Here is a 10,776-nt window from a genome sequence, read left to right on the forward strand (position 1 = left end):
GCCCGCGCCCCTGCGGCACGCTGTCGGTGTCCTGCCCTACCCTGCCGCCATGGTGACGTTCGACGAGTTCCGCACGATGGCGCTGGCCCTGCCGGAAGCCGCCCAGGAGCCGACCTGGGACATCGAGACGCTGCGGGTCCGCGGCCGGATCTTCGCGATGGGCGCGCCCGACGGGGACCGGGTCACCGTCAAGGCCTCCCCCGAGGACCAGGCCGAACTGCTCGCCGCCGAACCCGAGGTGTTCTCCTCCGCCCCGTACGTCGGACGGCACGGCTGGGTGAGCGTCCGGCTGGACCTGGTGGACCGGGACGAGCTGCACGACCTCGTCACCGAGGCCTGGCGGCGGACGGCGCCGAAGCGCCTGGTACGCGAGTTCGACGCCTGAGCGCGGCCCTGTCGAACGGCCGCACGGGGCACCGTCCGAACCACTGGGAGACGTCGCGCAGACACCCCGGGTTCATGTGATCCATCCCACAGTTTAGGCGTTCCCGTCCTCCCTCCGGGCCCCCTAGGCTTGCGCAGGGAAGTCAGCAGAGCTATCGCACCCTCCGGGCACCGCCCGCGAAACGGTGACGGGCCCCAAGGGAGTTGGTGCGGTGCGCAACCGTCGGCGCTGGAAGCGGGTACTGATCGGGGCGTTCGCCGGCTGCGCGGTGCTCGCCGACGCCGGAGGCGCCGCCGCCGCGGCCGCGGTCTCCTCCGAACAGCTGGCGATCTCCACCCCTCCGGCCGGCAGCGCCGCCTGGGTCCAGGACCACTCCTTCGGCCACTCCCTGCCCGACCCGGCCACCACCGCCCCGGCCGCCGCCGCGGCGTTCTTCGCCTCGCTCGCGCCCACCGAACTGGACCGGCTGATCCAGCAGTACCCGCTGGTCGTCGGCAACTACGACGGCGCCCCGCTGGACCTGCGCTACCGCGCCAACAGGATCGCCCTGGCCGCCGAGCGCGACCGGGCCCTGGCCCGCGCCGCCGACCGCGAACTGGACTCCGACACCCGCGCGCTGGCCGTCTCCCGCGCCAACGACGTCGAGCACCTGCTCGCCCCCGGCCGGCAGGTCCTGGCCTTCGACCCGCGCGGCCGCGGCCTGGTCAGCGAGGTGTGGGGCGACCTCGCCGACGCCGAGCGGATCTCCGTGCTCGTCCCCGGCTCGGACGCCGACCTCGGCCACCACGACCAGGCCGCCGAGCCGCTGCGCTCCCCGGCCGGCATGGCCCGCGCCCTCCACGCCGAGGAGCGGCGCCAGGCGCCGAACACCCGGACCGCCGTGATCTCCTGGACCGGCTACGTCACGCCCTCCGGCCTCGGCCCGGACGCCGCCACCTCCCGGCTCGCCGACGTCGCCGCCCCCCGGCTGGAGCGGCTGCTCTCCGGGCTGAAGGAGACCACCCGGCCGGACGCGCCGCCGTCGCTGCTCTGCCACTCGTACGGCTCGGTGGTCTGCGGCACCGCCGCCCCGGAGATCCCGCGCGCGGCGGCCTCGCCGTCCGACACCTCCGGCATCACCGACCTGGTGGTCTTCGGCAGCCCCGGCATGGGCGTGCAGAGCACCACCGAACTGGGCGCCGGCGTGCACGTCTGGGCCACCCGCAACCCCAGCGACTGGATCGGCAACGTGCCGTTCCTGGAGGTCGGCGGACTCGGCCACGGCGCCGACCCGACGGCGAGCGGCTTCGGCTCCGAGCAGATCTCCTCGGCCCGCGCGGCCGGCCACAACGGCTACTTCACCGAGGGCACCGACAGCCTGCGCAACTTCGCGGCGATCTCCCTCGGCCGCTACCAGGACGTGGTCCGGGCCAACCCCGGCTCCTGAGGCCGGCCCCCGGGGCTCAGGACGGCTGGTCCTGGTACAGCCGCAGGGCCTCCGCCGCCGCCCTGGCCAGCTCGCGCCGGGCGGCCGGCGGGACCAGCACCTCGACGTCCGCGCCGAAGGCCAGCAGCGACCGGACGGCCGCCGGTGCCGGGAAGGCCATCGCCACCTCGGCCCACTCCTCGGGCGGCCCGGCGCCCGCCTCCGGCGGCGGCGCGGTGACCCGGCCGCCGTGGATGCGCAGGAACATGTCCAGCCGTCCGCGCCGGACCCGCACCCGCACCGGCAGGTCCTTCGGCAGCCGCTCCACCTGCTCGCGCAGCACCGCCCAGGCGTCACCGAGCCCGACCCCGGCCCGGCGCCGCACCGTCTCCTCGGTGGTGTCGGCGGCCAGCACCCGGTCGACCCGGAACAGCCGCGGCTCGCCGTTCAGATCGGCCACCAGGTACCAGACCGCCGCCTTGCTCACCAGCCCGTACGGGTCGACGGTGTACTCCACCGGCGCGGGCGTGCCGCCGTGCCGGTAGCGCAGCCGCAGCCGCCGGTCGGCGAAGACGGCGTACTGCAGCTCACCCAGGTCCGGCCCGGCGGCGGGGCCGACCGCGCCGGGGGTCTGCATCCAGCGGGCCGGGTCGACCAGGATCCGCTCGCTGATCCGCTCGGCGGCCGGCCGGTGCGGGGCCGGCAGCGCCGCCATCACCTTGCGCAGCGCCGAACCGAGCGCCCCGTCCAGCCCGAGGTCGCTGTGCGCGCCCTGGGCGGAGAGCACGAACAGCGCCCTGGCCTCGTCCGCGGTCAGGCCCGTGACGTCGGTGCGGTAACCGGGCAGCAGGCCGATGCCGCCGTGCCGCCCGCGCTCGGTGAACACCGGCACCCCGGCGGCGGAGAGCGACTCGACGTCGCGGTAGATGGTGCGGACGGACACCTCCAGCCGCTCGGCGAGTTCGGTGGCGGACACCCGGCCGCGGGTTTGGAGCAGCAGCAGGATCGAGAGCAGGCGGTCGGCCTTCATGCCTCAAGAATCCCAGTAATCCTGACGGCAGTTGTCAGGTTTTACTGGGAAATTGCGTTCCGAGCCCGAAAGACCACCCGACACCAGGGAGTTGAGCGCCGATGACCGCTGTCCAGGATGCCCGCCCGCAGTACCTGACCGCCCTCGACCAGCTGGAGAAGCTGTTCGCCACGATCACCCCGGCCGACCTCGACCGGCCCACCCCCTGCACCGAGTTCACCCTGCGTCAGCTGCTGAACCACGTGGTCGGCGGCATCCACCGGTTCGCGTACATGGGCGAGGGCGGCCGCGCCGAGGACGTCGTGGCCGCCGTCGAGGACCCCTCGGACGAGGGCTGGCCGGCCGCGCTGGGCCGGGCCCGAGCCCGGGTCACCGCCGCCTGGGCGGACGACGCCAAGCTCGGCCGCCCGACCGTCGCCCCCTGGGGCGAGGTGCCCGGCGCGGCGGCGGTGGCCGGCTACCTGATGGAGCTGGTGACCCACTCCGGGGACATCGCCGGGAGCCTCGGCAACGGCTTCGCCCTGGACGACGACCTGGCGCGGACCGCGCTGGCCGTCGCCGAGTTCGTGCTGCCGGCCGAACAGCGGGTGCCGGGCGTCCCGTTCGCCGCCGTCCGGCCGGTCGCCGAGGACGCCGACGTGCACACCCGGCTGGCCGCCTGGATGGGCCGGACGGTCTGAGCCCGGCACCGGCCGGGGGGCCCGGGGGAGCCCGCGCCGGTTCCCCCGGGCCGCCGGTCCCGCTACTCCCGCGCCGCCGAGGTGGAGCTCATGTCCGCGTAGCGGTTCCCCGCCACCCGGCCGGCCACCGGCTCCAGCAGCGCCAGCTCCTCGGCGGTCAGCCGCAGCGTCGCCGCCGCGGTGTTCTCGGCGAGCCGGCCGCGCCTGCGGGTGCCCGGGATCGGCACGACGGCCAGCCCGTGCACCTCGGCCTGCTGGTGCACCCAGGCCAGTGCGACCTGGGCGAGCGTCACGCCGCGGGCCGCCGCGATCTTCCGCAGCGGGTCGAGCAGTTCGCCGTTGGCGGCCGCGTTGTCGCCGGTGTAGCGCGGGTGGGAACGGCGGTAGTCGTCCGCCGAGAGCTCCTTGGCGTCCTGGAAGGCGCCGGTCAGGAAGCCCCGCCCGAGCGGCGAGTACGGCACGAAGGCGACGCCCAGCTCCGCCGCGGCCGGGACCGCCGTGCGCTCGACGTCACGGGCGAACACCGACCACTCGGACTGGAGCGCGGCGATCGGGTGGATCGCGTGCGCCTCGCGCAGCTCCGCCCCGGTCACCTCGGACAGGCCGAGGTGGCGCACCTTGCCGGCCCGCACCAGCTCGGCCATGGCACCGACCGAGTCGGCCAGCGGCACGGCCGGGTCGCGGCGGTGCATGTAGTACAGGTCGATCACGTCCGTGCCGAGGCGGCGCAGCGAGGCGTCCACCGCGGTCCGGATGTACGCCGGGTCGTTGCTGATGCCGCGGACCGCGCCGTCCTCCTCGGAGCGCAGGATGGAGAACTTGGTGGCGAGCACCACCTGGTTCCGGTTGGCCCGGACGAAGGGGCCGATCAGCTCCTCGTTGCGGCCGGAGCCGTACATGTCGGCGGTGTCGAAGAGGGTGACACCGGTCGCCAGCGCGGCGTCCAGGGTGGCGAGCGCCTCGCCGGTGTCGGTGGGGCCGTAGAACTCGCTCATGCCCATGCAGCCGAGGCCCTGGACGCCCACCAGCGGGCCGCCGGTGCCGAGTTCGACGGTGGGAAGGACGGTCTGAGTCATGCGCTCTGCTCTTCCTCTACATGGATGTTCTGGCACGTGGCCGGGATTCCGGCGCCACCGGCGACCTTCCCGGCATAGAGATCGATCTTGTAGTCGAGGACGGCGAGGGTGGCCTGGAGGTCCACGATCCGCTGTCGGACCTCCTCGCGCTGGGCCTCCAGGAGCAGCCGCCGCTCCCCGTAGGTCTGCTCGCCCTGGCGGGCCATGTCCACGTACTTGAGCATGTCCGCCACCGACATGCCGGTCAGCCGCAGCCGGCCCAGGAAGGCCAGCCGGTGCAGATCGGCGTCGGAGTAGCGGCGCTGGCCGCCCGCCGCCCGGTCGACCGGGTCCAGCAGGCCGATCCGCTCGTACCAGCGCAGGGTGTGGGTGGTCAGCCCGCTCGCCGCGGCGACCTCGCTGATGGTGTGCCTCGGCCTCGGGTCCGGATCCCCGACGGGGCGGCTGAACACCTCGGAGCAGCTGCGCAGGTCGATCTCGATGCGTGCGGGTGCGGCCATCGCTCGTTTCCCCCTGTCCTGGACGACGTGAACGACGCTACCGAGTTGGAGTGCACTCCAAGCAAGCCCGACACCCGGGTGGCTCCACCACCACCTTCTCCGCGGAATTTCCCGGCGACTACAGTCGGATCCCATGGAGAGCTTGCGGATGATCGAGAACTGGCCGGTGCCCCATGCCGCGGCGGCGGTGGTCCGGGGGGCGGACGGCGCGGTCCTGGGCGCGCACGGGCCGCAGCAGCACCTGTTCCCGCTCGCCTCGGTGACCAAGCTGCTCACCTCGTACGCGGCGCTGGTCGCCGTCGAGGAGGGCGTGTTCGAGCTGGACGACCCGGCCGGTCCGGCCGGCTCGACCGTCCGCCACCTGCTCGCGCACACCTCCGGCCTGGGCTTCGACGAGCACCGGGTGTTCGGCGAGCCCGGCAACCGCCGGCTCTACTCCAACGCGGGCTTCGACGTGCTGGCCCGGACGCTGTCCGAGGCCGCCGGGATCGAGTTCTCCCGCTACGCCGCCGAGGCGGTGTTCGAGCCGCTGGGCATGACGGACACCCTGATCAACACCGCGCACAAGTCCCCGGCCGGCGCCGGCGGCCTGTCCACCGTCGCCGACCTCGCCCGGTTCGCCGCCGAACTGCAGGCACCCAAGCTGCTGGACCCGTCCACGCTCCGGCAGGCCACCCGCGAGGTCGCCTTCCCCGGCACCAGCGGTGTGCTGCCCGGCTACGGCCACCAGCGCCCGAACGACTGGGGCCTCGGCTTCGAGATCCGCGACGGCAAGAGCCCGCACTGGACCGGCGCCGCCAACTCCCCCGGAACCTTCGGGCACTTCGGCCAGTCCGGCACCTTCCTGTGGGTCGACCCGCAGGCCGGCGCCGCCTGCGTCGCGCTCACCGACCGGGACTTCGGGCCGTGGGCGGTCGAGGCCTGGCCGGCCTTCTCCGACGCGGTGCTCGAAGAACTCCCGAAGCGCTGAGCCGCTGGGGCGTGTCCGACCATTCGCGTCGGCGCACCCGGCGGGAATTGTTCAGACACGCCCTAACCGTAGGAGACCGGCGAGTGCATCTCCCAGAGCAGGAGTTCGGCGCCGGTCTCCCCCGCCGCCGGGTCGGCGAAGGCCTCGCCGGTGATCCGCACGCTGTCGCCCGGAACCATCGAGCGGCCGCCGCCCTTGGGCCCCGGGACGGTCCGGTAGCCCAGCGAGCCGGCGGTCAGGTGGGCGTACCGCCAGGGCGCCTCGGGCAGTAGCGGCAGCGGCTGCCACGGCCCGGCGGTGGCCAGCCAGAGCGCGGCGTCGCCGCGGCGCAGCCGCAGGGCGTCCGTCCCGGCGTCGCGCTCCAGCCCGGAGGCGAGCAGCGTCAACCCGCCGTCCGCCGGTTCCACCTTGCGCAGGCCGTAGGCGGGGGGCGCGTCGAACTCGTCCGGCTGGAGCCACATCTGGACGAAGCGGACCGGCCCGGTGGCGCCGCCGACGTTGCGCTCGGTGTGGGTGACCCCGGAACCGGCGCTGAGGTGCTGGACCATCCCGGGTCGGACCACCCCGCTGTGGCCGTGCGAATCGCGGTGGGCGAGCGCGCCCTCCAGCACCCAGGTGAGGATCTCGGTGTCCCGGTGCTTGTGCTCCTCGAATCCGGCGCCGGGGGCGAGGAGTTCCTCGTTGCACGCGAGCAGTGCCCCGAAGTGGGTGTTCTTCGGGTCGTAGTGGCCGGAGAAGGAGAACGCGTGCCTGGTCTCGACGCCCTCGGCCGGGACGGAGCGGTAGCGCTCGGCGGTGCGGCGCAGGTCGGCACGGGGGCGGTCGGGGGCTTCGGTCACGCCCCCACCGTAGTGGCTGGGCCGCGGTGCGACTCCTGCCACCGCGCCACCGTGCCGGGGGGGGTGTGCACGAGCAGTCACTCGCGTGAGGCAGTCTTGTCCTTGTGCCAGCCGCCTCCGCGAACTCCAAGAGCGAACCCAGTCCCAGCCCCGCACCCGACCCCGCCGGAAAGGGCCCGGCCCCCCGGTCGGCCCGTGACCGACCCGGCCGTGCGGCGCCCCGCCTGACCGCCCAGGAGCGCAGAAACGCCGCCGAGCGCGCCGAACGCCGGGCGGCGACGCTCAAGCGGCTGGAGAAGTCCTCCGGCAAGCTGGCCACCGCCGCGATCTCGCGGATGGACGACCAGCTCGGCTGGTACCGGCGGATGCCGCCGGAGCACCGCTCCTGGATCGGCCTGGTGGCCCAGGCCGGCATCGCCGCCTTCACCGAGTGGTACCGCCACCCCGACACCGCCCAGGCGATCTCCACCGACGTCTTCGGCACCGCTCCGCGCGAGCTGACCAGGGCGATCACCCTGCGCCAGACCGTCGAGCTGATCCGCACCACGATCGAGGTGATGGAGGAGGCCATCGAGGAGGTGGCCGCCCCCGGCGACGAGGCGGACATGCGCGAGTCGGTGCTGGTCTACGCCCGGGAGATCGCCTTCGCGACCGCCCAGGTGTACGCCCAGGCCGCCGAGGCGCGCGGCGCCTGGGACGCCCGGCTGGAGGCGCTGGTGGTCAACTCGCTGCTGTCCGGCGACGCCGACGAGGGCGTGCTCTCCCGCGCCGCCGCACTCGGCTGGGGCCAGCCCAGCCAGGTCCGGGTGGTGATGGGCAGCGCGCCGGACGGCGACAGCGAGCTGGTGGTCGAGGCGATCCGCCGGGCCGCCCGGTACGCCAAGCTGAACGTGCTGACCGGGGTGCTGGGCAAGCGCCTGGTGGTCGTGGTCGGCGGCGAGAAGGAGCCGGTGCACGCGGCCCGGGCGCTGATCGGCCAGTTCGCGCCGGGCCCGGTGGTGGTCGGCCCGACCGTGCCCGACCTGCTCTCCGCGACCCGCTCGGCCCACGCCGCCGCGGCCGGCCTGCGGGCCTGCGCCGCCTGGCCGGACGCCCCCCGCCCGGTGCTGGCCGACGACCTGCTGCCCGAGCGGGCACTGGCCGGCGACCAGGCCGCGCGCCGTCAGCTGGTGGAGGAGATCTACACACCGCTGGACGAGGCCGGGTCCGCCCTGCTGGAGACCCTGAGCGTCTACCTGGAGCAGGCCTCCTCCCTGGAGGGCGCGGCCCGGATGCTCTTTGTCCACCCCAACACGGTGCGCTACCGGCTGCGACGTGTGACTGACGTCACGGGGTACGCCCCCTCCGACGTACGTTCGGCGTTCACCCTGCGGATCGCACTGGCCCTCGGCCGGTTGGGCGCCGTCGGGGAGCCCGGCTGAGCCGGAGTGTAGGAACCGCACAATCAGGGATGGTTTTCTTCGTTACCGTCGCCTACCCGCCCCTGGGCGCCTGGCGAGAGAGGGTTGAACCGTGCTCGTAATCGTCGCCCCTGGACAGGGTGCTCAGTCCCCCGGTTTCCTCAGCCCCTGGCTGGAGCTCGACGGCGTCGCCGACCGCCTGCGCGGCTGGTCGGAGGTCGCCGGGCTCGACCTGGTGCACGCCGGTACCGAGGCGTCCGCCGAGGAGATCAAGGACACCGCCGTCGCCCAGCCGCTGCTGGTCGCGGCGGGTCTGGTGACCGCCCGGGAGCTGTTCCCGGACGAGGACGCCGCCCGCAAGCTGGTCGGCGCCGTGGCCGGTCACAGCGTCGGTGAGATCACCGCCGCCGCCGGCGCCGGGGTGCTCGGCGCCCACGACGCGCTGACCTTCGTGCGTGAGCGCGGCCGGGCCATGGCCGAGGCCGCCGCCGTCACCGAGACCGGCATGCTCGCCGTGCTCGGCGGCGAGCCGGAGGAGGTCGCGGCGAAGCTGGCCGAGCACGGTCTGACCGCGGCCAACAACAACGGCGGCGGCCAGATCGTCGCCGCCGGAACGCTGGACCAGCTGGAGGCGCTGAAGGCGGACCCGCCGACCCGCGCCAAGCTGATCGCCCTCAAGGTGGCCGGCGCCTTCCACACCGAGCACATGGCCCCGGGCGTCGAGCGGCTGGCCCAGCTGGCCCCGACGCTGACCGCGGCCGACCCGCTGGTCCGCTACGTCTCCAACAGGGACGGCGCGGTCGTGGACACCGGTGCCGAGGTGCTCGCGCGCCTGGTCTCGCAGGTCTCCAACCCCGTCCGCTGGGACCTCTGCATGGAGACCCTCGGGCAGCTGGGTGCGACGGCCGTGATCGAGCTGTCCCCCGCCGGCACCCTCACCGGGCTGCTCAAGCGCAACCTCAAGGGTGTGGCCACGCTCGCCCTCAAGACCCCCGCCGATCTGGACAAGGCCCGCGAGCTCGTTGCGGAGCACGGCGGTCAGGAGCAGGAGACCCAGGCATGACCAAGCCCCAGATCCGTCCGGTGAGCGGCGCGCAGTACTCGCGCATCCTCGGCGTCGGCGGCTACCGCCCGGTCCGGGTGATCCCCAACTCCGAGGTCCTGGAGTGGATCGACTCCTCGGACGAGTGGATCCGCACCCGCAGCGGGATCGCCGAGCGCCGCTGGGCCGGCCCGGAGGAGTCCGTCGCCGAGATGTCGGTCCAGGCGGCCGGCAAGGCCATCGCCCAGGCCGGGATCTCCGCCGAGCAGATCGGCGGCGTGATCGTCTCGACCGTCTCGCACCTCAAGCAGACCCCCGCGATCGCCACCGAGATCTCCGAGCGGCTCGGCTGCGGCAACGCCCCGGCCTTCGACATCTCGGCCGCCTGTGCCGGCTTCGGCTACGGCCTCGGCCTGGCCGACGGCATGATCCGCGGCGGCAACGCCGACTACGTGCTGGTCATCGGCGTCGAGCGGCTCAGCGACCTGACCGACCAGTCGGACCGCTCCACCGCCTTCATCTTCGGTGACGGCGCCGGCGCCGCGATCGTCGGCCCGTCGGACACCCCCGGCATCGGCAAGCTGATCTGGGGCTCGGACGGCTCGCAGGCCGACCTCATCACCCAGACCCAGGCCTGGGACACCGCCTTCGCCAAGTCCGACGCGATCAACGGCGCGGGCGAGGAGACCAAGTGGCCGGCCCTGCGGATGGACGGCCAGCCGGTCTTCCGCTGGGCGGTCTGGGAGATGGCCAAGGTGGCCCAGCAGGCGCTGGACGCCGCCGGGATCACCGCCGACCAGCTCGGCGCGTTCATCCCCCACCAGGCCAACATGCGGATCACGGATGCCATGATCAAGGCGCTCAAGCTGCCGGAGTCGGTACCCGTCGCCCGCGACATCGCCGAGACCGGCAACACTTCCGCGGCCTCCATCCCGCTGGCGATGGAACGCATGCTGGAGAGCGGTGAGGCCCACAGCGGGGACCTGGCCCTGATCATCGGGTTCGGGGCGGGTCTCGTGTACGCCGCAGCAGTCGTTACTCTCCCCTAGGCGCATTCGCCCAATTCACAAGCCTGTGCCCGGCCGCCGGCCGGACACGCTCAACACCGTAGAGGAGCAGCCAGTATGGCTACCCAGGAAGAGGTCCTGGAAGGTCTCGCCGAGATCGTCAACGAGATCGCCGGCATCCCGACCGAGGACGTCCAGCTCGACAAGTCCTTCACCGACGACCTGGACGTCGACTCGCTGTCCATGGTCGAGGTCGTCGTGGCCGCCGAGGAGCGCTTCGACGTCAAGATCCCGGACGACGAGGTCAAGAACCTGAAGACCGTCGGCGACGCGGTGAACTACATCCTCAACGCCTGATCGATCGACCAGTTCGACTCGGCCAGCCCGTCCGGCGTCCCGTACGCCGGCGAAGGCTGACCGGTCGGCCGGGCTCGTCGAGCCT

At 73.7% G+C, this 10,776-nt stretch carries 12 protein-coding genes; 8 read left to right on the plus strand and 4 right to left on the minus strand.

Annotated elements, in window-relative coordinates; translation table 11 throughout:
• Positions 1–49 precede the first annotated feature (49 nt).
• The gene (locus tag ACFVHV_RS41750; RefSeq protein WP_380358825.1) at positions 50–385 is read left to right on the plus strand and encodes an MmcQ/YjbR family DNA-binding protein; all 336 of its coding nucleotides are present in this window, start codon (positions 50–52) and stop codon (positions 383–385) included.
• Between the two features lie 211 nt (positions 386–596).
• Positions 597–1,811, plus strand: coding sequence for an alpha/beta hydrolase (locus ACFVHV_RS41755; RefSeq protein ID WP_359913063.1), 1,215 nt, complete (start codon positions 597–599; stop codon positions 1,809–1,811).
• A gap of 16 nt (positions 1,812–1,827) precedes the next feature.
• Here ACFVHV_RS41755 and ACFVHV_RS41760 read toward each other — a convergent pair whose 3' ends face one another.
• Positions 1,828–2,820, minus strand: coding sequence for a helix-turn-helix transcriptional regulator (locus tag ACFVHV_RS41760; RefSeq protein WP_380358827.1), 993 nt, complete (start codon positions 2,818–2,820; stop codon positions 1,828–1,830).
• Between the two features lie 101 nt (positions 2,821–2,921).
• On the opposite strand from ACFVHV_RS41760, the gene ACFVHV_RS41765 reads away from it, so the two are divergent.
• Positions 2,922–3,500: a TIGR03086 family metal-binding protein gene (locus ACFVHV_RS41765; protein WP_380358830.1), complete on the plus strand. Its 579-nt coding sequence runs from the start codon at positions 2,922–2,924 to the stop codon at positions 3,498–3,500.
• Positions 3,501–3,562: 62 nt separating this feature from the next.
• Here the strand turns inward: ACFVHV_RS41765 and ACFVHV_RS41770 are convergent, their stop codons facing one another.
• Both ACFVHV_RS41770 and ACFVHV_RS41775 read right to left on the minus strand, forming a co-directional pair.
• A complete protein-coding gene (locus ACFVHV_RS41770; RefSeq protein WP_359913072.1) occupies positions 3,563–4,576 on the minus strand; it encodes an aldo/keto reductase in 1,014 nt (337 codons plus the stop codon).
• The gene (locus ACFVHV_RS41775; protein ID WP_380358834.1) at positions 4,573–5,076 is read right to left on the minus strand and encodes a MerR family transcriptional regulator; all 504 of its coding nucleotides are present in this window, start codon (positions 5,074–5,076) and stop codon (positions 4,573–4,575) included. Before ACFVHV_RS41775 ends, ACFVHV_RS41770 begins: the two co-directional genes overlap by 4 nt.
• Before the next feature lie 133 nt (positions 5,077–5,209).
• On the opposite strand from ACFVHV_RS41775, the gene ACFVHV_RS41780 reads away from it, so the two are divergent.
• Positions 5,210–6,046, plus strand: coding sequence for a serine hydrolase domain-containing protein (locus tag ACFVHV_RS41780; protein WP_359913074.1), 837 nt, complete (start codon positions 5,210–5,212; stop codon positions 6,044–6,046).
• A gap of 62 nt (positions 6,047–6,108) precedes the next feature.
• On the opposite strand, the gene ACFVHV_RS41785 is transcribed toward ACFVHV_RS41780, so the two are convergent.
• Positions 6,109–6,885, minus strand: coding sequence for a pirin family protein (locus ACFVHV_RS41785; protein ID WP_380358837.1), 777 nt, complete (start codon positions 6,883–6,885; stop codon positions 6,109–6,111).
• 224 nt (positions 6,886–7,109) lie between these two features.
• Here ACFVHV_RS41785 and ACFVHV_RS41790 point away from each other — a divergent pair, with 224 nt between their 5' ends.
• The 4 genes from ACFVHV_RS41790 to ACFVHV_RS41805 all read left to right on the plus strand — a co-directional run bounded on the left by ACFVHV_RS41790 (position 7,110) and on the right by ACFVHV_RS41805 (position 10,691).
• Complete coding sequence (locus ACFVHV_RS41790) at positions 7,110–8,306, plus strand: helix-turn-helix domain-containing protein (RefSeq protein ID WP_359913095.1); 1,197 nt, start codon at positions 7,110–7,112, stop codon at positions 8,304–8,306.
• 91 nt (positions 8,307–8,397) lie between these two features.
• Complete coding sequence (locus ACFVHV_RS41795; protein ID WP_359913080.1) at positions 8,398–9,348, plus strand: ACP S-malonyltransferase; 951 nt, start codon at positions 8,398–8,400, stop codon at positions 9,346–9,348.
• The gene (locus ACFVHV_RS41800) at positions 9,345–10,376 is read left to right on the plus strand and encodes a beta-ketoacyl-ACP synthase III (RefSeq protein ID WP_359913083.1); all 1,032 of its coding nucleotides are present in this window, start codon (positions 9,345–9,347) and stop codon (positions 10,374–10,376) included. Before ACFVHV_RS41795 ends, ACFVHV_RS41800 begins: the two co-directional genes overlap by 4 nt.
• Before the next feature lie 75 nt (positions 10,377–10,451).
• Positions 10,452–10,691 carry an acyl carrier protein gene (locus ACFVHV_RS41805; RefSeq protein ID WP_224283099.1) on the plus strand — a complete coding sequence of 80 codons (240 nt, stop codon included), beginning with the start codon at positions 10,452–10,454 and terminating at the stop codon, positions 10,689–10,691.
• The last annotated feature ends 85 nt before the right edge of the window (positions 10,692–10,776 follow it).

Origin of the sequence: Kitasatospora sp. NPDC127116, assembly GCF_042677365.1 — a bacterium.
In the GTDB taxonomy this organism is placed as follows: domain Bacteria; phylum Actinomycetota; class Actinomycetes; order Streptomycetales; family Streptomycetaceae; genus Kitasatospora; species Kitasatospora lactacystinica.

Bases quoted from the DNA above. Each gene is read 5' to 3' on its own strand.
- ACFVHV_RS41750 (WP_380358825.1), top strand. From the start codon at position 50: ATGGTGACGTTCGACGAGTTCCGCACGATGGCGCTGGCCCTGCCGGAA.
- ACFVHV_RS41760 (WP_380358827.1), bottom strand. From the start codon at position 2,820: ATGAAGGCCGACCGCCTGCTCTCGATCCTGCTGCTGCTCCAAACCCGC.
- ACFVHV_RS41765 (WP_380358830.1), top strand. From the start codon at position 2,922: ATGACCGCTGTCCAGGATGCCCGCCCGCAGTACCTGACCGCCCTCGAC.
- ACFVHV_RS41770 (WP_359913072.1), bottom strand. From the start codon at position 4,576: ATGACTCAGACCGTCCTTCCCACCGTCGAACTCGGCACCGGCGGCCCG.
- ACFVHV_RS41775 (WP_380358834.1), bottom strand. From the start codon at position 5,076: ATGGCCGCACCCGCACGCATCGAGATCGACCTGCGCAGCTGCTCCGAG.
- ACFVHV_RS41780 (WP_359913074.1), top strand. From the start codon at position 5,210: ATGGAGAGCTTGCGGATGATCGAGAACTGGCCGGTGCCCCATGCCGCG.
- ACFVHV_RS41800 (WP_359913083.1), top strand. From the start codon at position 9,345: ATGACCAAGCCCCAGATCCGTCCGGTGAGCGGCGCGCAGTACTCGCGC.
- ACFVHV_RS41805 (WP_224283099.1), top strand. From the start codon at position 10,452: ATGGCTACCCAGGAAGAGGTCCTGGAAGGTCTCGCCGAGATCGTCAAC.